This is a genomic window from Photobacterium sp. SKA34 (assembly GCF_000153325.1).
In the GTDB taxonomy this organism is placed as follows: Bacteria; Pseudomonadota; Gammaproteobacteria; order Enterobacterales; family Vibrionaceae; genus Photobacterium.
The window spans coordinates 1,607,971-1,632,129 of the sequence record NZ_CH724141.1; the positions used below are offsets into that span (position 1 = coordinate 1,607,971).

Consider the following 24,159-nt stretch of genomic DNA (forward strand, 5'->3'; position numbering starts at 1 on the left):
GCAGACTCGCCAGAAGCCGCACTCCCCAATGTGGAAGAATATTGCCTTGTACGACTATCAAAACAGTCGCGCGAGGGCATGCCCTGTTGCCTTCTTGGGGGATTACAGTGGTTATCTACAAACCGATGGCTATGGTGCCTATGATGGTCTTTATCACGTCACCAATGTTGGCTGCATGGCACATGCACGGCGAAAGTTCATGGAGGCTAAGAAGCTTCAAGGTAAAGGTAAGTCAGGCAAAGCAGATAAAGCGCTGGCCAAAATCCAGAAGCTCTATGGGATAGAATCGCGCTTAAAAGGTGCGACTGTCGAAACACGAAAAGCAGAACGTCAACTGCATAGCAAACCGATACTGGACGAGTTGTACGAGTGGATGACATCTCAACAAGTGATAGCGTCTAGCCCGCTGGGTAAAGCGATAAAATACACGCTCGGCCAATGGCCGAAGGTGATCCGCTATATCGATGACGGTCACTTATCGATAGACAATAACCGCGCTGAACGCGCAATTAAACCGCTGGTCATTGGCAGAAAGAACTGGTTGTTCTCGAACACGCCAAATGGTGCTGATGCGAGTGCGATGCTTTACAGCATCGTCGAGACTGCGAAAGCCAACGGCCTTATCCTCTACGACTACATGGTCAAGTGCATGAAAGAGCTCGCGAAAGCTGAGCCCGATATCGATGCACTCCTACCTTGGAACCTCAAACACTAACAAATATCGCCCCGTGGGTTCATGGGGCGTTTACAAATAATCTGTAAAGAGTTAGGAATCGATAGTAGTTTAATCATGACCGATGAGCGCTTAAAAGAGTTTAATTTAGGTGACTGGGAAAGACGTTTTATCCCTGATTTAGTTCAGAATAATCCGAAGCTATTTAGTCATCGTGATTGGTATTTATCTGCGCCAAATTGTGAATCATATGAATCAGTTGTTCATCGAACTAAAGATTTTTTGCTTGATGACTTAATTCCTGATCATCTCATTGTTGTTTCACATGGTCTAACAGGTGCAGTGTTTAGATGTGTGTATGCCGCCATGAGCTATAGTGAAACTTTTGAACAAGATTTACCTCAAAATGCATATTTTCTATTGGCAGATCATAAAATTAGCCGGATACAGTGTGAAGTAGCAGTTGAGACTGTTTAAAAATAACTCGTACTCGCTGTTTATTATTGCTTTTATAAATTTTAAAATGTTATAGTTTTAAAGCTTTAGACGACGGTTTGAAGCGGGGAGTGCAGAGAATAATAGTAATCAGCGACTATAATCTGGCTTATCACGGGTTGTGCCGACCTAACTTGCGGTGACGTTAAGTTAGGACATCGCCGACATGGCGGGATTAAGGTTCGATGAGATCGGAGCTGACTCATTGTTGTAGGTATTCCAAAGTCCTACCTCCCACCTTAAATAGAAATATGCTCTTTATAGTTTGTATTATCACTGACGGTCTTTTGTAAGTTTCAGTTTTCGTTAGAGAAAATGTAGATTTTGAACAATGGGTTATATGTTCATCTTCGGTTCATCTTTAGTCAGTTAATTTAGTTGTAAGCTAAAAATAACTGCTACGTAAGAGTGCAGATCAGTTTAGAAAGGAAATAGTAACAAGTGAGTTAACTATTATTCTATCTAAATATTATAGAGAGAGGCTTAGCCATGAAAAATTTACTTACTGGTTTTGTTGCTGTAGTTATTGGACTATTTACTGTTTCTTTTGCTGCGATAATGGCTCTTTTAATGGGCGTCGTAGCATTAATTGCAAAACCATTTATTAAACGCAAATTAGCATCGGAAGGTGTTCAATTTGAAGAACGTAATTTTAATGAAGGTTTTGCCGGACGAGATCGAAAAGTTGACACGAATTACCGTCAACAATCAGCACATACTGTGATTGATGGTGAATTTGAAGATGTAACTATGCGTAAATGCTAATTATATAAAAATCATCAACACAGAATAAGTATTAAATTAAACGCCAAATGTTTATGCATTTGGCGTTTTCTTTTTCTGCGGAATAAAAAATTACTATTCTCTTTTAACTATGTCTCATTTCTTGTGTGTTGATGCATATTTACTTACCCCGATGGTACAATGTTTTAATGCTTATTAGGGAGAGACGCTATGCCATACGATTCGTTAATTACAATTGCTGTATTTATTTTTGTTGCGATAGTTATTATTGCATCCAGTGTTAAAACTGTTAGTCAGGGATCTGAATGGACAGTAGAACGTTTTGGACGTTATACCAAAACACTTCGACCGGGTCTAAATTTGATTATTCCTTTTATTGATAAAGTCGGTAATAAAGTGAATATGATGGAGCGAGTGTTAGACATTCCTGCTCAAGAAGTTATTTCTCGTGATAATGCTTCAGTAACCATTGATGCGGTTTGTTTTATTCAAGTGTTCGATGCGGCAAAAGCTGCGTATGAAGTATCAGATCTTGAACACGCTATTCGTAATTTAACGTTAACGAATATGCGTACGGTGCTAGGTTCTATGGAGCTTGATGAAATGTTATCGCAACGAGATACCATTAATAGCCGTCTGCTTACAATTGTCGATCAAGCAACTAATCCGTGGGGGATTAAGATCACACGTATTGAAATAAAAGACGTGCAACCGCCTACAGATTTAACCGCTGCAATGAACGCGCAGATGAAAGCAGAACGAAACAAACGAGCTGAAATTTTAGAAGCTGAAGGTGTGCGTCAAGCTGAAATTCTTCGTGCTGAAGGCCAAAAGCAATCAGAAATTTTAAAAGCTGAAGGTGAAAAACAGTCAGTGATTCTACAAGCAGAGGCAAGAGAGCGTGCAGCTGAAGCTGAAGCTAAAGCAACAAAAATGGTATCAGATGCAATAGCGACTGGTGATGTTAAAGCAATTAATTACTTTGTAGCACAAGGCTATACTGAAGCGCTAAAAGCGATAGGTCAGTCTGAGAATGGTAAAGTCATTATGATGCCATTAGAAACAACGGGCTTGATGGGTTCTGTTGCTGGTATTGCCGAGTTATGGGGTAATAAAACAGATAAAGGTGGGAATGCATGATCGACTTACTAGAACAAATGAATTTCTGGCATTGGATAGCACTAGGTTTAGTGCTATTGCTACTTGAATTACTTGGCACTGCTGGGTATTTATTATGGCTTGGTATTTCAGCTGTTCTAGTCGGTGTCTTATTGATAATGTTACCTGTATCATGGCCCTTACAGTGGGTTTCTTTTGCAGTGTTTGCGCTATTTACCACTTGGTTATGGTGGAGATACCAGCATAAAAAAGATAAGACGGATGCCTCTGTTTCAAAATTAAATCAACGTGGCGCTCAAATGATTGGGCAAATTATCACTGTAGAAAAAGCAATGATTGCTGGAAATGGTCGATTACAACTTGGTGATACCACATGGAGTGTTAAAACAGACGTTGACTTAGTTAAAGGACAGAAGGTTGTGGTCGTTGATGTGGAAGGAATAACCTTAATTATAAAACCTGCATAATAAAATTGCGCAGTACTATGTACTGCGCATTTCATTATTTATTTGTCAAACTCGATGAACGGTATGAAAAAATCGCATAAGGATCTTCTTCACTGGTATTATTCCAGACAAATCCTGTTGTGTTATCAAGCATTAATACTAGATGCGGTTGCTCGTACACTAAGTAACTGAAAAAAGGTTTATTATTTTCAAAACCTTGTTCAACTAAATTACTATGCTTTAATGCAAGTGATTTCTTTTCATCGAAATTTACACTTGGTTGATAAGACCAGTGAAACATTTCAGGTTCAATTTTCACCGTTTTCAAAAACTGAGAACTTTTATCATACAGTATTGCTTTGGCTGCACTGATTGAGAGTGGGTGAAACATGCCTGTCTCTTTCTCTTGGATAAAAGACATCATTGAATAATTAAAGATGCCGTTTTTATTTGTCGGAGTAAGAAAGAGATGCGTAACCTTTGATTGAATACCTGATTTATCAATATAAGACGTGTAGGTAATAGAAGTTGGTTCCTGCGAATTCTCAGTATGAATAATCGGTGTACCGTGATAGATCTTTTTATTATTAACGACAATATCAGCAAATGTCGACCATTCTTCTGGTACTATTTTATAGCTAAAATCACTATTCTTTTTACAAACTTTGTTACTGTCTACAGTACACCATGCAGCTGAATAAAAACTATCTGTCTTATAAAGATAGACTCGTTGATTTTTAGTGATAATTTCACCAAACTTATCAGTTTGTTGATTAACGATATCTTTTATTTTACCCCGAAGATCAGCAAGATCCTCAGCATTTGACGTTATATAAGTGAAATCATTACTACCAACTCGATCTTTATCAATTAAATAGTTTTTTGGCGAGCCAGAATAAGGATATTTCATCCAAGCTATTCCACTCATGATCACAGCTAAACTAATTGCATAAAGAACGAATGTTTTTTTTCCGATTTTCTTTAATGGGGATAAACGTTGAGATTCTGATAAATCAACCGCCTCTCGAGTGAATTCTCGAATTTGATAACCAACACGTGGTAATGTTTCAATAACATCACCTTTTTTTTCTTCATTCAGTTTCACGCGTAGAGCGCGAATTACTTGAAATAAAGATGCTTCAGTTACAATGCGATCGGGCCAACCTACATTTAATAGCTCATCTTTTGTTACGGGCTTACCATAATTATTTATGAGGTACGATAAAATGTATTGCTCAGATAAATTTAACTTGAGCGTAGATTCTGGTGTTTTGAGAACGCCTTGGCTTTCTATATAACACACATTTGTCTGGAATCTTATCTGCTCAGTATTTGGCATCCATGAACCTCTAGCTATTGAAATCATTCAATTTTGTATAATATCACGAAGTTCTATAAAAAGTTATGTAAACTGCTGTATTAAGTTTGTGTTAAAGGTTTTAATTTGTTGCAACTTGTTAATTATATAGGGCTTTTAACGGTAGGGTATGATTGGTAAACCTGAAAACAATATAAGCTGACAATAAAACGTATTGAGATGTTGTATATGATTTTATAAATTAGATATTATGTTTATTTCTTTTTTGATGTTGATTACATTCGTACCTCATTTTTTCAACAAAAAAGGAGCAGCAAAGGCTACTCCTTATCTTCAATAGCTATATATCAAATAACTATTTTTGAAAGATCATATTGAATTCACGTTTCATTGGTGGGTTTTGACGTGCTTTCTTTAGTTGCTTACACATATCTTTCACACAGCTATGAAGAACTTTATCAAGCGCAGATGCTTTGTATTCTGCTTGTTCTTCAGCACTCATGTCTTCAGGGAACTTCGTATCTTGCATTTCACTTAGGAAATCAACACCTGAGTAGCTTTGGCTTAGTGCAACTAGAGCATGAAATTGCTCGAAGTTATCTAATACATTTTGCGCACTTGCAGGTAGTGAATTCCATGCTTCGCGTGTACTTGGCTCAGAAACTTTGTAGACATTAATTAGCATATCAATAAGTTCTGCCGGTACTTTCTCAAATTTTACAACTTGACGAAGTTCTGGTGAACAGTCTTCTAGCGTAAACGTTACTTCTTCAACGATTTGCTCATCGTTATTGTTCATCTCAGACATGGCTTTTTTCCTACAGCATAAGTTTAAGGAGGAGAATCCTATATTTCTAACGTCAAATGTCAATATATCATGTAGAAATCAGTAATAAATTGATGTTTCACCTTGATGTGACTATTGTCGCATCATGCTTAAAAAGCTTGTTATTTCATCAACTATTGATCCATTGTAAGCCAAAATTAAATTAGGCATGTAAAATGCTTAATAACTTAGACTAAAAATACTTTTAAGGTATCTAGATGGAGCCGATGCACATTTTATTAGTTGATGATGTCTTATCAGAACGAATGTATCTTGAACTAAGATTGAAAAATCTGGGTCATGTGGTTAAATCGTTTTCATCAGGACAGGATGCCCTTAACAGTTATGCCAGTTTTGATCCTGATTTAGTAGTATTAGATATCTGTATGCCAGATATGAAAGGAACTGAACTTGCCCAGAAAATACGTACATGTTTTCCTGAATGGGTACCAATTATATTTCTGAGTGCACATTCAGAGCCTGAACTCATCGCAGAAGCGATTGATAAAGGTGGTGATGATTATTTGACTAAGCCTGTTAATAGTATGGTGTTATCAGCGAAAATTAAAGCTATGCAACGTATATCGGTCATGAGGCGAAAATTAAAACAAACCTCAATACAGCTTCAGCAAGCGAATGAGTTATTGTCACAGCAAGTCAATGAAGATGGGCTTACCACTTTAGCCAACCGGCGTTATCTCGATCAAAAATTGAGTGAGTTAGTATCGTTACATGGCCGTAATGGTTTGCCATTAACTATTATTATGCTTGATGTCGATCACTTCAAATCTTTCAATGATCATTATGGTCACATTGAAGGAGATAATACTTTAAAGCGATTGGCCTATCAGTTAAAAGGTAAATTTAGTCGCGCGGGAGAAATTTGCGCACGTTATGGTGGTGAAGAGTTTGTTATTATTCTAAGTAATTGTAATAGCCAACAAGCCATAAAAGAGTGTGAACGTTTGAAAGAAGGGATTACCTCTTTAGCAATTAAACATGGATATTCGGATACCGCGAAAATATTAACCGTGAGTCAAGGGGCTATCTCTTGGATACCCACTGGTTTAGAAAGTATTGAGAACTTATATCAAGAAGTAGATAAGTTACTTTATCAAGCTAAAGCAAAAGGGCGTAATCAATATGTGGCTGCGGATTACCTTAACTTACCCGTTGATCAAAGTGAAAACTAATATTGTGAGTTAATATAGTAAGTTATTGTTGTTTGAAAAGTATACAAACGGTATTTTACAGCTTGCTGTTGGCATGTAACGTGATAATCTTTTGTTAAGAATAAAAATAAAGCTTCAATGTAGTCGTTAATATATCGATAATATTTAATTTTAATGAGTTAGTTTTATAAAGGGTGAAAGATGGGCATGGAAATTAATTTAACGCAAAATCAAGCTCGCGTAATTGGTTGTATGCTTGAAAAGGAAATCACAACCCCAGATCAATACCCATTAACACTTAATGCTTTAACCACGGCATGTAATCAAAAAAGTAGCCGTGAACCTGTCATGTCACTTGACGAAGCAACAGTACTCGACACCGTTGAAGAATTAAAAGCAAAACGTATGGTTGCCGATGTCAGCAGTTTTGGTAGTCGAGTTTCTAAATTTCAGCATCGCTTCTGTAATACAGAGTTTGGTAGTTTACAATTTACAAAACAAGAACTCGGAGCAATGATTGTGTTATTACTTCGAGGTCCTCAAACTGCCGGTGAAATTCGCACTCGTACCAATCGTTTATGTGAATTTACTGATGTTCGTGAAGCTGAAGCTGTGTTAACTAAACTATCAAGTGATGAGAAAGTGCCATATGTTGTAAAATTACCACGAGAGCCAGGTAAACGCGATTGTCGTTACATGCATTTGCTGAGTGGACAAGTTGATCTTTCAGCATATGAAAGTGCAGTACAAGCTGTAACAAGCGGCTCTGGTAATAACGAACGCATTAGCCAACTTGAAAACGATGTAGAAGAATTAAAACAGCAAGTGGCTGAGTTACAGGCTGTGATTACTTCATTAACTGAATAAATCGGGTTAAATGGATACGTTAAGCATTGTTTTATTGCGCTGTTAAACAATCCATGATTGAATACCCACGCGAACAGGTTCAGCATTGCTGAGCCTGTTTTGTTTTCATTAGATGAGTATTGGATGAGTAAAGAAACGACAAAAGACATAACACCTTGGTATGTCTATTTAATCAGAACTTCCTCTAATACGTTATATTGCGGCGTGACAACCGATATAGAACGTCGGTTTGCAGAACATCAACACAGTAAAAAAGGTGCAAAGTACCTTAAAGGGAAAGGACCACTCACATTGGCTTGGTCGCAAAAAGTATTCAATAAGCGTGATGCGATGGTGTTTGAATATAAAATTAAAAATACACTGACTAAAGCAAGCAAAGAGCAGTTAATAAAAATAAACACTGATCTTTATCTGTTATTTCCGAAAATTAAGCCGCAGTAACATACAATCCTCATCCGCTATAAAGCATATTGATAACTAATTGTTTTTATAACAGTTAGCCTAATAGACAAAATTTTACTGTTATACGCGCCAGAAATGGCACTAATTATGAAAGACATAACCTCAACGGAGGGCGTATAACATGCAACAGCACAATAATAAGGTTTACTATATGGCTACCAATGCCACTATTTATAAAGTACAAATGAACGTGGCAGACATGGATCGACATGTCTATTTAGATCAGCAACATACCATTGCTTGTCATCCATCAGAAACTTTACAACGTTTTATGTTACGCGTCGTTGCTTGGGGCTTAAATGCTGATCCTAACTTACAGTTTACGAAAGGTGTAAGTAGTACAGAAGAGCCGGATTTATGGACTAAAAGTTTAATTGACGATGTTGAGTTATGGGTTGAGCTTGGCTTGCCTGATGAGAAACGTATTCGAAAAGCATCACATAAATCAGAGAAGGTAATTATTTTTACTTATGGCGATAATGCAGCTTCTATTTGGTGGCAAGCAAATAAAAGTAAAATCAATGCATTAGATAATGTTTCTGTTGTCTATATTCGCGATGAAGAGTTAAAACAGCTAGAAAGTGTGGTGGAACGTACCATGCAATTACAGCTAACAATCGAAGGTGAACAGGCATGGTTGAGTGCGGAGAATGCTAACGTAACAATCATTCCTGAATGGTGGAAGCGCTAATTTTAATTAATAAATGTTTCGCTTAACGTTGGTTGCATACGAATAATTTCCGACATAACCCCGAAGTGGATTAGTAGCGAGTTAAACGTGTTATACCGCAAAATATAATGTTAAGACAAAACATACTAGGTGACGTAGACGAGTCTATGTCACCTTTTTTTTGCTTGTTTTATGATTTGATTCAGTTTTTGTTAGTCATTGTTTGTAAACGCCCCATGAACCCACGGGGCGATATTTGTTAGTGTTTGAGGTTCCAAGGTAGGAGTGCATCGATATCGGGCTCAGCTTTCGCGAGCTCTTTCATGCACTTGACCATGTAGTCGTAGAGGATAAGGCCGTTGGCTTTCGCAGTCTCGACGATGCTGTAAAGCATCGCACTCGCATCAGCACCATTTGGCGTGTTCGAGAACAACCAGTTCTTTCTGCCAATGACCAGCGGTTTAATTGCGCGTTCAGCGCGGTTATTGTCTATCGATAAGTGACCGTCATCGATATAGCGGATCACCTTCGGCCATTGGCCGAGCGTGTATTTTATCGCTTTACCCAGCGGGCTAGACGCTATCACTTGTTGAGATGTCATCCACTCGTACAACTCGTCCAGTATCGGTTTGCTATGCAGTTGACGTTCTGCTTTTCGTGTTTCGACAGTCGCACCTTTTAAGCGCGATTCTATCCCATAGAGCTTCTGGATTTTGGCCAGCGCTTTATCTGCTTTGCCTGACTTACCTTTACCTTGAAGCTTCTTAGCCTCCATGAACTTTCGCCGTGCATGTGCCATGCAGCCAACATTGGTGACGTGATAAAGACCATCATAGGCACCATAGCCATCGGTTTGTAGATAACCACTGTAATCCCCCAAGAAGGCAACAGGGCATGCCCTCGCGCGACTGTTTTGATAGTCGTACAAGGCAATATTCTTCACATTGGGGAGTGCGGCTTCTGGCGAGTCTGCGCCCGAGCAGTAGAGCCACATGTAACACTGTTTTTCTTCCTTGAGAACATTGAGTGGCGTTTCATCCGCCTGGACCACCACTTGTTGAAGTAGGTGCTCTTTTAGAGCGGCATAGAGTGGTTTGAACTTCTCACTAACTTGGATAACCCATCTGGCCATAGTGGTTCGTGATAGCTCGATTCCCGACTGGGTAAACAGCGACTCTTGGCGGTAAAGTGGCATCGCGTACTGGTATTTGCCAAGAATGATGTTGGCAAGCAAGCTTTCTGTGGCAAAGCTCTTCGGGATAATGCTTTGCGGTGCTGGCTTTTGAACGATGTGATTGCTGTCTTCAGTTTGCTCGCACTGGCGGCAAGCATATTTAGGGCGAACATATTCCAGCACTTTGAGTACGGCTGGCGAAAACTCCAGCTTTTCACTGCTGTCTTCACCGATTTTATGCAGGTCATGATTGCAGCATGCACACTGCTTTTCATGGTCGTCTAAATCAAGTTCGATAACTTCACGAGGTAAGGTCTTTGGAAGAGGCTTACGCTTACCGCGTTTCTTCGTTGTGGTTGTGGTGGTCGTCGTAACCTCAACCTCTTCTTCCTTAGCGGCTTCACATTCCGCTTCGTTGAAGAGGTCACCTTGAGATTCATCGTAGGGCTTTAACGCCTCCGAGCGTTTTGCGAACTGGCGGTCGAAAGCCAGTTTGAGTTGCTCAAGCAGAGATTGACGCTCTTGTTTCCACTGAGATTCGCTGTGTTTTTGCAACGCCAACAACTCTTTCACCATCGCTTGTAGCTCGGCAACATCTTGGCTTTCTGGGTTGATATTTGGCGTCTTTTTCATGGCATTTATTATACTAAAGTCATGCCGTTAACGCTTGGTGGATATAGCTTTATTATCGATTAAGTCATTGTAAAATCGTTTATTTGAACGGGTTTATGGCCGATAATCGTGAAGCCAGAAAGCAGTCTATCAAGCTCGCATTGAGTCAGGGTAAACACGTCATTTTTCTCTTTTGACGGCCATTTATACTTGGCTTTTTCAAGGCGTTTATACCAAAGTGCAAAGCCTGTTTTATCCCAGTACAACACTTTGATTTTGTCGCGCTGTTTATTGGTAAACAGGAATAGTGCGCCGCTTCCCAAGGGTAAATCGGTGTCACTTTCGATAATCGCCGCGAGGCCATTGATGGACTTTCTAAAATCGACACTCTCACGATACAGATAAATATCTGGTGCACTTAGCATATGTTTCATGACAAGGCTCCAATGAGTTCTGCCAGGTAGGCAGCGGGCGTGCCTTGAGGAATACTCAGCTCAACGTCGTTGACAAAAAGTGTCATATTCGCGGTAGGTATTTGCGTCATATGGTAACGTGTTGTCTGCTCTACAACGTTTGCTTTGACGAAGCCGTTAGTCTGTGGTGTTTGAAGGTGTGTTAACTGTTGGCGTTTGGCATGAAACGTGGAAAGACTTAATCCGTGATGTTCACAAAAAGCACGTTGAGTGAGTTGGCTGGATTCATAGCACTCAAACAAAGTCTGCCATTCTTGATTGGTACGTCGTGTTGCCATTTTAAATCTCCTTTGGATTGGAGATTTGATCTTATTCTTCGAGTAAAGTGATTAGAATGCGGTGTTTATGGCACGCTTACGGTATTAGACATACTTTACTAAGTTTGACCGAAGGTTCAGCAAGCATTCATAAGGAAGATGTTGGCTACGGTAAAAAAATCGTTGGTGATATCGGTTGCAGACGTGAAGGTGTATTGGTCTCAAACGGTATTGGTAAAGCTTTAATATACTCTTTATCTTCGTTGCAAGAGCGAGGAAGATTGATGATTAACCATGGTGATCAGGTTTATCAAGGGCAAATTATTGGAGCTGCCTCTAATGACAACGATTTATGGGTGAACTGCCGCCAAGGTAAGAACCTTGTTCGAATGTGGAGAACGGTAGCGGATAAAAATTATGCGATGAAAGCCATTATGAATTTCAGTTTAGAGCAAGCGCTAACGTGGATTAATAGTGATGAACTGATTGAGGTAACGCCAAAAGCTATTCGTCTTAGAAAAGCGATGTATAGCTATTAGTTTGCAACAAGATATGTTTATCCGCTATTGCTCATAACTGCGTTTCTAAATCATAATTCAACCCTAAGCCCAGCAAGTCTTGCTGGGCTTTTTATATCTAACATTTATAGCAATCATTTATTTAATCGAAGCGTTAATGTATTGCTTGTTACGCTTTTAATCTTTTTTAATTATCATTGACTAAGTATTGTTCGAATGTTCCTAATGGAACTGGATTATCAATACCAAAGTGCTGTTGTAATATTTGATGAAAAGACGCGACATCATTGATAAAAGTTTCTTTATCGGCATCGGCCTGAGCTAACTTCAAACGATTATTTAAGAGAATATTATTACCATAATTTGTTCTTGCCACGACAACTACCTGAGTTGTAAATCGTGAGTTGCTATGGGTGGATGCATAATGGTTAGCATATTCAATGTCGCCATGACAGACATAACTCATGTCTAAGCTATATTGATTTATCCATTGCTCTTGAACTTTACATTGCAACATAATTCCAAATGACGCATCTTCGATAAAACGAAAGGTTTGTTTATCTACTTTTAGTTCTTGGTCATACTTAATTGGTAGTGTTGCTCTGGGGGTATTTGAGCCAAAACCAGTATCAACGAGCCATTGTTGTTGATTAAAAGTCACAATATTGACTAAATGCCCACGACCTGATGGATTTTCAGATAAGTGGACTCTACCTAACTTTTTCTCTACATTAAATTGAAGCGTCTTAAGTACGCGATACATTAAGCTATTTAATTCAAAACAATATCCGCCTCGATTAGAATAAACGAGCTTATTAAAGATTTTATCTTCATCAAGTTCGACAGTATGACCATTGACGATATCAAGGTTTTCAAAAGGGATACTGCTATGTTGGTGTTGATGCAAAGCGAAAAGAGTTGTTAAATCAGGCGATGTGTTTCCTTGAAAACCGATTTTTGCTAAATAAGCTGAAAGCATTTCTTTATTCATATTGGATCTCTAAACTTGTTCTTGCTATGTAACATGCGGGAATGCCTAATACATTCATTTGTTAAAGCGACTTTGCACCCTCAAGTTAAGTTGAGGTCAAGGGAAAGCTGAATATTATTTAAACTTGAGCCATATATTCATCATTATGGAAACGGAGCCTAATGTGATGCAGCAAACGATAGAAAGCCAACGCTTAATTTTGAGACCATTTACGCTAACAGATGCTGAACGAGTAGCTAACTTATTAAGTGATCAAAGAATTTCTGATATGACAGCCAATATACCTATCCATACAGTGTGTCTGATGCACACAATTGGATTCAGGGGCATAGCGGTATGTTCTTAAGCGGTACAGGTATTGTCTACGCCATCGTTTTAAAAGAAACAATGGAAGTTATTGGTACGGTTAGTTTTCCGAAAATAGAAAATGGTGAAGGTTTACTAGGGTATTGGCTGGGTGTTCCTTATTGGGGGAATGGTTATGCGACTGAAGCTTCAAGCTTATTAATTTCTTACATGAAAGAGCATCGTGGTTTAACACAGTTACAAGTAACCCATTTAGCTGATAACGCGCGATCAAGATCGGTTATTAACAAACTTGGCGTAACCTATAAAGGTAATCAGATAAACCACTTGCAAGGAAAAGAACGTGAGGTTTGTGTTTACATTTCAACGTTATAAACGCTTGCTTTGCCACGATGTGGGTTCAACTTACATTTGCATGAATGTTGTATCAGTAATTATTAGGTTAAATTCTATCGATAGCTGATGATATATCACTTAAAAGTAATTTTGCATCATCGCTTTTTAGCTGTAACAAGGCCATAAAAAGTAGATCTGTTATGACATTTTGTGCGGTTCGTGAAGAAATTGAAGAGCTTCGAAATTGTTTTTCATCGGCAATAGTGTCAATTGTGTAGTGGGCTAATTGCCGCAAGGGGTTCTTTTTTATATTTGTTAACGCAATAATTGTCGCACCTTTGTCGTAAGCAGATTGTGCTGCCATTAATATCTCGCGTCGCTTTCCTGAAAATGAAATAGCGATGAGTATGTCGTTTTTCGTTAATGTATTCGCTGTTGCGATTTGCACATGTGTATCTTGTTCAGTGAGTGCAGTAATACCTAATTTTAAAAGCTTAAAGGTGAGATCTTTGGTGGTTAATGCTGACCCCCCAATGCCTACAATTTGTATGCGATGCGCTTTATTTAGCCGTTTTACGATAGTTTCAAATTCTGAAAAATTGATAGCGTTGGTTGTTGCAATCATAGCGTGTGTTTTCTCTTGTATTAACTTTTGTGCAATCGTTATTGAAGAATCATCGCTATGGATTTTGTTATGAATAGGTCTTTTGGGCTCAAGAATGGTATTTTGTTGAGCAAGATCTTCAATAATGGCAAGTTTTAAAGCTGTAAACCCTTTAAAGCCAAGTCGTTGAGCAAACTTGATCACACCAGATTGTGAAACACCTACCTTTACCGCTATATCTTGGCTGACATAGGTACTTAACGAAGCTGGATCTTCAAGAATAAAGTCTAATATCTTCACTCCATTACTCGATAAGCTACTTCTTTGGTTTTGCATTCGCTCTAAAATACTCATATTTTCCTAATTTTATTGAATTAATTATTCAACGAGACCTAAACATTATTCATTTAACCTGAGTGGGGTTAACTATCTGAATAAATGAATTATTTTTATATTTCTTATATTGTTTAAAAGAGTTGTGACTCGTGTTTATTCTTTTATTTTGGCACAAAATGAATAATTTTAGTTGTGATAACTATCACTTAAATGAATTTTTTATTCGTTATGATGCCTCTCAACAAAACCTCCGAGTGAAGAGAGCAGATAATGAAAATTGATCTAACAACCTTAGTGACTGAAAGCCGAAATGTAGCGAGTGAAAACATAGATATGCTATCAACGGTTGAGATGTTGAAAGTTATCAATCAAGAAGACAAGAAAGTGGCACTTGCAGTAGAAGCCATTATTCCTGAAATTGCCAAGGTTGTTGATCTTATCGCTAATGCTTTCCAATCTGGTGGACGTTTGATTTATACCGGTGCAGGTACATCAGGGCGATTAGGTATATTGGATGCCAGTGAATGTCCTCCTACATACGGTTCTAATCCCGACTTGGTGGTTGGTTTAATTGCTGGTGGCCATACAGCGATTTTAAAGGCAGTTGAAAATGCAGAAGATAATGTTGAATTAGGATCTAGTGACTTAGAACAGATTGGTTTTAATGAAAAAGATGTGCTTGTTGGTATTGCTGCAAGCGGACGTACGCCGTATGTCTTAGGTGCAATGAATTACGCAAAAAGTATGGGTGCAACCGTTGCTACATTAAGTTGCAATGCTAATAGTCCAATGACACAGATCGCAGATATTTCATTAACACCCATTGTTGGGCCTGAAGTGGTAACAGGTTCTTCAAGAATGAAGGCCGGTACAGCACAGAAATTAGTACTAAATATGTTAACCACAGGGGCAATGATCCGAACTGGGAAAGTATTTGGTAATTTGATGGTCGATGTTGAAGCGACCAATGCCAAGCTCATTCAACGTCAACATAATATTGTAGTTGAAGCGACAGGGTGCAGTGAATTACAAGCAGCGGAGGCACTTGCGCAGTGTAGTAACCATTGTAAAACCGCAATCCTTATGATTTTACTTGATATTGATGCTGAGTTGGCGACTGCAAAACTCGGTAAGCATCATGGCTTTATTCGTCATGCACTTTTAGACCAAGAATAATAAAATAATCGGTTATATCGAGGATCATAAGATGGCCAAAATAACTGCTTCAATGATGCAAGAGATACTCACTGCAATAGGCGGCAACAAAAACGTTATAAAATGCGGTAATTGCATGACGCGATTACGCCTTACTTTAAAAGATGACAGTTTAGCGGATCGAGATTCAATTAAGCACATTGTAGGGGTGATGGGGTTAGTTGAAAGTGACAATCAATTTCAGATTGTGTTAGGGCCAGGCAAGGCACAGACCGCAGCTGAAATGATGAATAGTATGCTTGAGAACGGGCAAAGTGAGGAGAAAACTTCTCCAAAAACACATTCCGACCTAAAAGATGTGGCTTCTGCACATAAGCAGCAATTAAAGAAAAAACAAACAAGTGCAGCACAACGTTTTTTGAGCAAGTTTGCAACCATATTTACGCCTTTAATTCCCGGTTTCATTGCCGCAGGTTTATTACTAGGTATAGCGACCTTGCTGGAACAACTTTTTGTTATAGGGCAGGCCTCGCCTAATGCGCATTTACTTGATTTAATTGCGTATATGAAAGTTTTCAGTAAAGGTTTATTTAGCTTCTTAAGTATCCTTATTGGCTACAATGCGCAGCAAGCGTTTGGTGGTTCAGGAGTAAACGGTGCGATTTTAGCGTCACTGTTCGTACTTGGTTATAACCCAGATGCAACATCTGGTGTTTTCTCAGGAATGAACGACTTTTTCGACAATGGTATAGATCCACGAGGCAATATTATTGGGGTACTGATTGCAGCCATTATTGGTGCTTGGGTTGAGAAAAAAGTCCGCCAATTTATACCAGATAATTTAGATATGATTTTAACTTCTATGATCACTTTATTGATCATGGGTGCTGTTACCTTTGTTATCATCATGCCAATTGGTGGTGAGCTATTTAAGGGTATGTCATGGTTATTTATCAACTTAAATGGTAATCCATTTGGCAGTGCGATCTTAGCGGGTTTATTCTTAATCTCAGTGATGTTTGGTATCCACCAAGGTTTTGTTCCGGTTTACTTTGCACTGATGGACGTTCAAGGCTTTAACTCACTTTTCCCAATTTTAGCCATGGCAGGGGCGGGGCAAGTGGGTGCTGCGTTGGCTTTATATGCTAAAGCGAAAAAAGAATCTTTGTTACGTGTGCAGGTAAAAGGGGCGATCATTCCGGGATTATTAGGTATAGGCGAGCCGCTTATCTATGGTGTGACATTACCGCGTGTTAAACCTTTTATTACTGCATGTGTGGGGGGCTCTGCTGGTGGTTTCTTTATTGGGTTAGTATCGTATCTGGGATTACCTATTGGTTTAAATACAGTATTTGGACCATCTGGTATTGTTGCTTTACCTTTAATGACCTCTAGTTCTGGTATCTTTGCTGGTATGGCAATATTCACCATTGGTTTGCTGATCGCTTATATCGTAGGTTTTTTTGCTACATGGTTCTTTGGTACGAAAAATGTCGATTTAAGTTAATACTTAAATCGTTATTGAGCTGTTGTTGAGAAAATGAAAATCTAATTTATAACGGATGTATTAATAAAAAGCGGAGCAAGAGGCTCTGCTTTTTGTTTGTTACACTAGGGATTTATACAGCTTTAAATAATTATATTATTGAGATATTTCTTTTATCATATCGATAATAGGTTTGACGTCACCATCATTGGTTGTGAATTCTCGTATCCCATTTTATTTAACTGTGATTCTGGCTTTTGCCGCGATGAAGGCCATTATAAATCTTCTGTAAATAATGTCTAAGTTAGCCAATCAATGACTAAATTCTAACTATATAAACTGCCAGTAACAAAACGAAAGAAGGTCACTTAGGTGGCCTTTTTTATTGGTAATAGAATACGATTATTTCGTTAGTGCTAACGACCCATGCAAAGTGTCCTTATCTTGATGATTATTGTCCTTATTTTGTTATTAATGCAGAGGGAGTAAGCGATAGAATGCCGAACATAAATAGCCATAAATTATATGGGTATTATCAAGTTATCTTTGCTCATCAAAATGCTCTTTAATAATGAATAAAAAAAGCCGCCATAGTTAGGTAGGGAACTATGGCGGCAAATTGGTAATACTTTAATACAGTAGGTGGTTAGGTATTACCAACATAGTAGCAATTGTTAAATCTTATTAGTAAAGGTACGGCTAATTACATCTTGTTGCTGTTCACGAGTCAGTGAGTTAAAACGCACTGCGTAACCAGAAACACGAATTGTTAGCTGTGGGTATTTCTCTGGGTGCTCAACAGCATCTAATAACATGTCACGGTTTAATACGTTCACGTTAAGGTGTTGACCCCCTTCGATGCCATCTGTTAAACCTGCTGCTTCGTGGTGGAAGTAACCATCCATAAGTGCTGCAAGGTTTTGTTTCTGTGTATTTTCATCTTTACCTAATGCATTTGGTACGATAGAGAAGGTGTATGAGATACCATCTTTCGCGTAAGCAAATGGGAGTTTAGATACGGATGTGAGTGATGCAACCGCACCGTTTTCATCACGACCGTGCATTGGGTTTGCACCTGGGCCAAATGGCATACCAGCACGACGACCACAAGGTGTATTACCTGTTTTCTTTCCGTACACAACGTTTGATGTGATGGTTAAGATTGATTGTGTTGGAATGGCTTCACGGTACATGCTCATCTTCTGAATTTTCTTCATGAAGCGCTCAACAAGATCGCAAGCAATATCATCTACACGTGGGTCGTTGTTACCAAATTTAGGGTACTCACCTTCGATGTTAAAATCGATGGCTACGCCATCTTCGTCACGTACTGGTGTTACTTTCGCAAATTTAATTGCAGATAGTGAATCGGCAACAACAGAAAGACCTGCAATACCACATGCCATAGTACGGCGTACATCGCGATCCATTAATGCCATTAGTGATGCTTCGTAGCTGTAACGGTCGTGAGAGTAGTGGATGATGTTTAGTGCTGTCACGTATTGTGTTGCTAACCAATCAAGCATTGAATCAAAGCGTGGCATTAGTGAGTCAAAGTCTAATACTTCGTCTTCGATTTTCGCTACTTGTGGGCCCACTTGCGCTTTAGATTTTTCATCAATACCGCCGTTAATGGTGTATAGCAGACCTTTTGCAAGGTTAGCGCGCGCACCAAAGAACTGCATGTGTTTACCAACAACCTGTGGGCTTACACAACATGCGATTGCGTAGTCATCGTTGTTGAAATCAGGACGCATTAGATCGTCGTTTTCGTATTGAACAGATGATGTTTCAATCGATACTTTTGCTGCGTATTGTTTAAAGGCAATAGGTAGTTGCTCAGACCAAAGAATCGTCATGTTTGGCTCTGGTGCAGGACCCATTGTGTGTAGCGTATGTAGGTAACGGAATGTGCTCTTTGTTACTAAAGTACGACCGTCAACACCCATACCAGCCATTGCTTCTGTTGCCCAAATTGGATCGCCAGAGAACAGTGAATCGTACTCAGGTGTTCGTAAGAAACGAACCATACGTAGCTTCATGATGAAGTGGTCGATCATCTCTTGCGCTTCTTGCTCGTTGATCAAGCCGTTTTGGATATCACGCTCGATAAATACATCAAGGAATGTTTATGTACGACCTAGTGACATTGCTGCGCCGTTTTGAGATTTAACTGCTGCGAGGTAACCAAAGTAAGTGAACTGAATCGCTTCTTGTGCTGTGCGAGCAGGTGCTGACATGTCGATGCCGTATTTCAAGCCCATTTGACGGATGTCTTCTAGTGCTTGAACTTGATCTGCTAACTCTTCACGTAGGCGAAGTGTTTTTTCTAGATCATGGCCTTGCTCTAGGAATGCTTGGGTAGATTTGTATTGTTCTTGCTTGTCAGATTTTAGGAAATCTATACCGTATAGTGATAGGCGACGGTAGTCACCAATGATACGACCACGGCCGTAAGCATCTGGCAAACCTGTGATGATGCCAGATTTGCGACAAGCTAGGATTTCTTTGGTGTATAGGTCGAAACACGCTTTGTTGTGTGTTTTACGGTAGTCAGTGAAGATTTTCTCTACACTTTCATCAAGCTTGCGACCGTATACCTCACATGAGCTTTTCACCATGCGAATACCACCGTTAGCGATGATTGAACGCTTAAGTGGTTTATCAGTTTGTAGACCTACGATTTTTTCTAGATCTTTATTGATGTAGCCAGCATCGTGAGAAGTAATTGTTGATGGTAAATCAGTATCGAAATCAACCGGCGCGTGAGTGCGGCTTTCTTCTTTAATACCTTCTAGAACGGTATTCCATAGTGATGTTGTTGTTTCTGTAACATCAGCTAGGAAAGACTCATCCCCTTCATAAGGCGTGTAGTTAGTTTGGATGAAGTCACGAGTGTTAACTTCTTGCTGCCAGTTGCCCGCGCTAAAACCTTTCCACGCTTCTAACATTTCTGTAGTAGGGATTGTCATAATGTTTACCTCAATAGGTGATATATGAGAGTGCGTTATGATGATAAGGGTTCACCATAAACGTAAAATCTGATGTGTGTTGAGCACGATCGGCTGATTTTAATTCACTGCTTTTGAAGCATATTTTTAATTATTCAACAGTCGTAATTTCGCTGTCTTCACTGCTTCTTGGCTTGAGATAAATATTATGATTTATAGATCTATGAGTAAAATGAATGGTTTTCATTTTAAAAATGCATTTTGTGCATGTAATTAAGTGGTATATGATTAATAAACAGAACTATGCTATAAAAAACAATGCTTTACGTTTTACCGGTATCAAGTTGATGTTAGAGACGTTGTGTTGTATTTGCGATTTTTAATTCAAAAAAAGTTTAGACTTATTACATTTTTCTATAATTAGGCCCAGATCCGCTTTCTGGGGGCGTCCAAGAAATGTTTTGAGAAGGGTCTTTTATATCGCAGGCTTTGCACTGCAAGCAGTTCCCTGCATTAATTTGAAAATTAGCTTGGTTATTTTCTGTTATTACTTCATATACACCTGCTGGGCAGTAGCGTTGGCTAGGTTCATCAAACTCTTTTAGATGTTGGCTTATTGGGATTTGAGCATCATGTAATTGAAGATGGCAAGGTTGATCGTCAGGGTGGCTAATAGAAGCAAGATAGAGTGAAGATGTTTTATCAAAACTTAATTGGTTATCTGGTTTCGGATAACTAATCTTGTTTGCTTTGGATATGGGCAGTAAGCAAGCATGATCTTGCACGTTGTTATTAATCTGCCACTTTGCACGACCATTGAGTAGACTTTGTTCTAAATAGGTTGCAATAGCGCCACTAAGTTGGCCGAATTTATGGATGTTTGCAGTCGTATTTCTCGCTTGATAGAGCTCATCATACAGCCAACTGCTTTCAAAAAGAGCGTTATAACAAGGCTCGGTATGGCTATGATCTCGAATTAATTCACTGTATACCGCTCTTGCCGCTAACATGCCGGATTTCATCGCGGTGTGACAACCTTTCAATTTGTTCATATTCAGGGTACCAGCATCACAACCAATGAGTATGCCGCCTTGGAATGATTGTTTGGGTAGGGAGGCTAAACCACCTTTGGTAATGGCTCTTGCACCGTATTCAATTCGTTTTCCGTTTTGTAGCACTTGCGCAAATAGAGGGTGATGCTTTAGCCGTTGAAATTCATCAAACGGGCTAAGGTAAGGGTTACGGTAGTTTAAGTCGGTAATAAGCCCGACTGCGATATGGTTATCATTAAGATGGTACATGAAAGCACCACCCGTGGTATGTGATTCACTTAGTGGCCAGCCCAAACTGTGGATCACTCTGCCTTGTTGATGTTGTTGCTTGGGAACCTGCCAAATTTCCTTTATCCCTAATGCGTAATGTTGCGGTTGTTTCTGTTTATCGAGCTTAAGTTGTTTTATTAGTGCTTTTCCTAAATGCCCTCGACTACCTTCGGCGAAAATGGTGTACCGCGCGTTAATATGCATAGAAGGTTGAAAGTTTGCTTTCTTGTTACCTTGTTTATCTAATCCCATCTCTTTGGTTGTAATACCTTTTACGGTGCTCATATAAATGGGTAGGTCGGCATTATCTCTTGTTACGCTGTCACTCCTTTGGTGTTCAAACTGTATTTTGTCAGCACAAAAGCCAGGGTATATCTCGACGCCCAATAGCTCGGCCTGTTTCGCTAGCCAACGACATAATTCACTTAAACTAATAATGTAATGGTTGTGATTTTCAAATACTTTTGGACGAAATAAAGACGGGATCGAAAATGTTGATTGTGAGTTGATTAACCAATAAAAATCATCATGTTTTACTTTGGTACGGACTGGGCAATCAGTTTCTTGCCAGTTTGGTAATAATTCATTGAGTGCGTGGGGATCAAATAATGCGCCAGATAAAATATGTCCGCCGATTTCAGCACTTTTTTCTATTACAGCAATAGAGAATGGGCGTTGATGCTCTTTGGCTAATTGAGCCAGCTGGATAGCACTAGCAAGGCCTGCAGGTCCTGCTCCGACTATTAAAACATCAAAAGAGATACTGTCTTGAGCACTTTCTTCCTTTGCCATAGATGACTCCTTTATTGCTTCATTTAACTATAGTCCAGTTGACGTAAACGTAAATTCAACTAGGCTCAAAGAAACAAAGACATTCAAGTATTAGCCGTTAAATCAACGACTTCTTATTAGAGGTATGCGATATGGCAGAATCTACAATCCGAATATTAGTTGCGATTAAGCGCGTGGTTGATCCTTATGTAGCGATCCGTGTAAAGGATGATAATAGCGGTATTGACGATCATAATGTGAAGAAAACCATTAATCCTTTTTGTGCAATCGCACTTGAACAAGCTGTACAGTTTAAAGAACAAGGGATTGCGTCAGAGATAGTTGCTGTTTGTATTGGGGATGATAATTGCAATGAATCATTAAGGACGGCACTAGCACTTGGGGCTGATAGCGCTATTCATATCAATACTAATCAAACTAAAAGTGACGATGTAACAAATATCACGCCGCTTAAAATAGCCATGCTGTTATCTGTATTAGCGATACAGAACAAGAGTGATGTGGTGTTAATGGGGAAACAATCTATTGATGGCGATAACAATCAAACACCTCAAATGCTGGCAGGAATATTAGACTGCCCACAAGCAACTTATGCTTCAGAAATTAACTATGACAACCCTTCGATATTAGATGAGCTTATTGTGACCCGTGAAGTCGATGGTGGTCTTGAAACTTTGGCGGTTAAAGTTCCTTGTGTGATCAGCTGCGATTTACGACTTAATACACCTAGATTTGCATCGCTTCCTAATATTATGAAAGCGAAATCGAAACCGTTAACGACTATTTCGTTGCATGAATTTATTGAAAAAAATAGCTTGCAGTACCCATCTCTTGAAACCCTGATAAAGACAACGTCTCAAACAATACTTCACTATAACGCACCAAAACCACGTAAGGCAGGGGTTATGGTCGATAATATTGATGCGCTTATTGATAAATTAAGTCATGAAGTAAAGGTGATCTAATGAAGACAGCAAACGTTTTGATTATCGCAGAACATGATCATCAGAATATCTCGTTAGCAACACGCAAAGCTGTTACGGCGGCAACTTCATTACGACGTTTTAACAGCGATTTAAGTATTCATATTCTTGTGGTTGGTTTTCAATGTGGGTGTGTTGCACAGCAGGCAGCAGAGTTAGCCGATATTGATAAGGTGTTATTGGTGGATGATGCTTGTTATCAACATGGTTTGGCAGAAAATGTCTCTAAGGTCATTAAGGATCTTGCATCGTACTATAGTCATATTTTTATGAGTAGCAGCACATCAGGTAAAGATCTGTTACCACGAGTATCTGCGATGTTGTGTGTAGAGCAATTATCCGATGTGATGTCATTTACTGACTTAGATTCTGTAGTTCGTCCGATTTATGCCGGTAATGCAACGGTTGAGGTTAGGTCTTGTGACGCTGTAATGGTGGCAACGATTCGTGGTGCCAGTTTCGAGCCTTGTGGCTTATCGGAACAACACGCCGAGCAAGAAATGCTAAAGATAAGTCATCCATTAATCCGTACACACTTTGTTAGTATGCAAACGAGTAACCATGAGCGACCTGATCTCACAACGGCACGTGTTGTGGTTGCTGGTGGGCGAGGTGTTGCAAGTAAAGATGGATTTTTATTAATTGAGCAACTAGCAGATACATTACACGGTGCGGTTGGCGCTTCTCGCGCTGCAGTGGATGCTGGATTTGTACCTAATGATTATCAAGTAGGGCAAACTGGGAAAGTTATTGCTCCAGAACTTTATATTGCCGTTGGGATCTCTGGTGCAATTCAACATATTGCTGGGATAAAGGATGCAAAAGTGATTGTTGCAATTAATAGCGATCCTGATGCGAATATTTTTTCTTATGCCGACTATGGGTTAGTGGGGGATTTATTTGAACTAATACCTCATTTTATTCAGCAATGTGAATAATGTGTTCTGGGATAAAATTCCATGTTTAAGTGCCTAGACTGCGCTTTTGTACTAATGTTACCTGCCTGTTAATTTTTTGTTTTACTTTGTAAACGCAATAGCAAATAAATATTTATCTTGTATTTAAGTACAA

Annotated in this window: 21 protein-coding genes and 3 pseudogenes; 15 read left to right on the forward strand and 9 right to left on the reverse strand. The window is 39.1% G+C overall.

Annotation, left to right across the window (positions count from 1 at the left end):
* The 5 genes and pseudogenes from SKA34_RS08420 to SKA34_RS08440 form a co-directional block, all read left to right on the forward strand.
* Positions 1-715: pseudogene (locus tag SKA34_RS08420) on the forward strand (IS66 family transposase); the annotation flags it as partial.
* Positions 716-736: 21 nt separating this feature from the next.
* A complete protein-coding gene (locus tag SKA34_RS08425; protein ID WP_006645090.1) occupies positions 737-1,150 on the forward strand; it encodes a histidine phosphatase family protein in 414 nt (137 codons plus the stop codon).
* 507 nt (positions 1,151-1,657) lie between these two features.
* Positions 1,658-1,933, forward strand: coding sequence for a hypothetical protein (locus tag SKA34_RS08430; protein WP_006645091.1), 276 nt, complete (start codon positions 1,658-1,660; stop codon positions 1,931-1,933).
* A 189-nt stretch (positions 1,934-2,122) separates the two neighbouring features.
* On the forward strand, positions 2,123-3,052 hold the full coding sequence (locus tag SKA34_RS08435; protein WP_006645092.1) for an SPFH domain-containing protein: 930 nt from the start codon (positions 2,123-2,125) through the stop codon (positions 3,050-3,052).
* Positions 3,049-3,498, forward strand: coding sequence for an NfeD family protein (locus SKA34_RS08440; protein WP_006645093.1), 450 nt, complete (start codon positions 3,049-3,051; stop codon positions 3,496-3,498). Before SKA34_RS08435 ends, SKA34_RS08440 begins: the two co-directional genes overlap by 4 nt.
* A 34-nt stretch (positions 3,499-3,532) precedes the next feature.
* Here the strand turns inward: SKA34_RS08440 and SKA34_RS08445 are convergent, their stop codons facing one another.
* Positions 3,533-4,816: a winged helix-turn-helix domain-containing protein gene (locus SKA34_RS08445; RefSeq protein ID WP_006645094.1), complete on the reverse strand. Its 1,284-nt coding sequence runs from the start codon at positions 4,814-4,816 to the stop codon at positions 3,533-3,535.
* A gap of 334 nt (positions 4,817-5,150) precedes the next feature.
* Entirely contained in the window at positions 5,151-5,603 is a 453-nt protein-coding gene (locus tag SKA34_RS08450; protein WP_006645095.1) for a DUF3069 domain-containing protein, read from the reverse strand.
* Positions 5,604-5,839: 236 nt separating this feature from the next.
* Here SKA34_RS08450 and SKA34_RS08455 point away from each other — a divergent pair, with 236 nt between their 5' ends.
* From SKA34_RS08455 to SKA34_RS08470, 4 genes are all read left to right on the forward strand, one after another.
* Positions 5,840-6,814, forward strand: coding sequence for a diguanylate cyclase (locus tag SKA34_RS08455; RefSeq protein WP_006645096.1), 975 nt, complete (start codon positions 5,840-5,842; stop codon positions 6,812-6,814).
* 186 nt (positions 6,815-7,000) lie between these two features.
* Entirely contained in the window at positions 7,001-7,660 is a 660-nt protein-coding gene (locus SKA34_RS08460; protein WP_039860110.1) for a YceH family protein, read from the forward strand.
* 123 nt (positions 7,661-7,783) lie between these two features.
* Positions 7,784-8,101 (forward strand): GIY-YIG nuclease family protein, encoded by a 318-nt coding sequence (locus SKA34_RS08465; protein WP_006645098.1) that lies wholly within the window; start codon positions 7,784-7,786, stop codon positions 8,099-8,101.
* Positions 8,102-8,273: 172 nt separating this feature from the next.
* The gene (locus SKA34_RS08470; RefSeq protein ID WP_039860112.1) at positions 8,274-8,813 is read left to right on the forward strand and encodes a YaeQ family protein; all 540 of its coding nucleotides are present in this window, start codon (positions 8,274-8,276) and stop codon (positions 8,811-8,813) included.
* Positions 8,814-9,051: 238 nt separating this feature from the next.
* Here SKA34_RS08470 and SKA34_RS08475 read toward each other — a convergent pair whose 3' ends face one another.
* From SKA34_RS08475 to SKA34_RS08485, 3 genes are read right to left on the reverse strand one after another with little or no spacing between them, the layout of a single operon-like run.
* Positions 9,052-10,599, reverse strand: coding sequence for an IS66 family transposase (locus tag SKA34_RS08475; RefSeq protein ID WP_006644249.1), 1,548 nt, complete (start codon positions 10,597-10,599; stop codon positions 9,052-9,054).
* 59 nt (positions 10,600-10,658) lie between these two features.
* On the reverse strand, positions 10,659-11,012 hold the full coding sequence (gene tnpB, locus SKA34_RS08480) for an IS66 family insertion sequence element accessory protein TnpB (protein WP_006643801.1): 354 nt from the start codon (positions 11,010-11,012) through the stop codon (positions 10,659-10,661).
* Positions 11,009-11,329: a hypothetical protein gene (locus SKA34_RS08485; RefSeq protein WP_004998436.1), complete on the reverse strand. Its 321-nt coding sequence runs from the start codon at positions 11,327-11,329 to the stop codon at positions 11,009-11,011. Before SKA34_RS08485 ends, tnpB begins: the two co-directional genes overlap by 4 nt.
* Positions 11,330-11,385: 56 nt before the next feature.
* On the opposite strand from SKA34_RS08485, the gene SKA34_RS08490 reads away from it, so the two are divergent.
* Positions 11,386-11,847: a hypothetical protein gene (locus SKA34_RS08490; RefSeq protein WP_006645100.1), complete on the forward strand. Its 462-nt coding sequence runs from the start codon at positions 11,386-11,388 to the stop codon at positions 11,845-11,847.
* Positions 11,848-12,013: 166 nt separating this feature from the next.
* On the opposite strand, the gene SKA34_RS08495 is transcribed toward SKA34_RS08490, so the two are convergent.
* Positions 12,014-12,817 carry an arylamine N-acetyltransferase gene (locus SKA34_RS08495; RefSeq protein ID WP_006645101.1) on the reverse strand — a complete coding sequence of 268 codons (804 nt, stop codon included), beginning with the start codon at positions 12,815-12,817 and terminating at the stop codon, positions 12,014-12,016.
* A gap of 166 nt (positions 12,818-12,983) precedes the next feature.
* Between SKA34_RS08495 and SKA34_RS08500 the strand changes: the two are divergent.
* Positions 12,984-13,498 (forward strand): annotated as a pseudogene (locus tag SKA34_RS08500) (GNAT family N-acetyltransferase).
* A 67-nt stretch (positions 13,499-13,565) separates the two neighbouring features.
* Here the strand turns inward: SKA34_RS08500 and SKA34_RS08505 are convergent.
* Complete coding sequence (locus SKA34_RS08505; RefSeq protein WP_006645104.1) at positions 13,566-14,417, reverse strand: SIS domain-containing protein; 852 nt, start codon at positions 14,415-14,417, stop codon at positions 13,566-13,568.
* Between the two features lie 252 nt (positions 14,418-14,669).
* Here SKA34_RS08505 and murQ point away from each other — a divergent pair, with 252 nt between their 5' ends.
* Positions 14,670-15,575 carry an N-acetylmuramic acid 6-phosphate etherase gene (gene murQ / locus SKA34_RS08510; protein ID WP_006645105.1) on the forward strand — a complete coding sequence of 302 codons (906 nt, stop codon included), beginning with the start codon at positions 14,670-14,672 and terminating at the stop codon, positions 15,573-15,575.
* A gap of 31 nt (positions 15,576-15,606) precedes the next feature.
* Positions 15,607-17,061 (forward strand): PTS N-acetylmuramic acid transporter subunit IIBC, encoded by a 1,455-nt coding sequence (gene murP, locus SKA34_RS08515; protein ID WP_006645106.1) that lies wholly within the window; start codon positions 15,607-15,609, stop codon positions 17,059-17,061.
* Positions 17,062-17,714: 653 nt separating this feature from the next.
* Here murP and pflB read toward each other — a convergent pair.
* Both pflB and SKA34_RS08525 read right to left on the reverse strand, forming a co-directional pair.
* Positions 17,715-20,012: pseudogene (gene pflB, locus SKA34_RS08520) on the reverse strand (formate C-acetyltransferase).
* Positions 20,013-20,395: 383 nt separating this feature from the next.
* The gene (locus tag SKA34_RS08525; protein WP_006645109.1) at positions 20,396-22,105 is read right to left on the reverse strand and encodes an electron transfer flavoprotein-ubiquinone oxidoreductase; all 1,710 of its coding nucleotides are present in this window, start codon (positions 22,103-22,105) and stop codon (positions 20,396-20,398) included.
* Positions 22,106-22,236: 131 nt separating this feature from the next.
* Here SKA34_RS08525 and SKA34_RS08530 point away from each other — a divergent pair, with 131 nt between their 5' ends.
* A complete protein-coding gene (locus SKA34_RS08530; protein ID WP_006645110.1) occupies positions 22,237-23,070 on the forward strand; it encodes an electron transfer flavoprotein subunit beta/FixA family protein in 834 nt (277 codons plus the stop codon).
* Positions 23,070-24,026 (forward strand): electron transfer flavoprotein subunit alpha/FixB family protein, encoded by a 957-nt coding sequence (locus SKA34_RS08535; protein ID WP_006645111.1) that lies wholly within the window; start codon positions 23,070-23,072, stop codon positions 24,024-24,026. The genes SKA34_RS08530 and SKA34_RS08535 overlap by 1 nt, the downstream gene beginning before the upstream one ends.
* Positions 24,027-24,159: the final 133 nt, after the last annotated feature.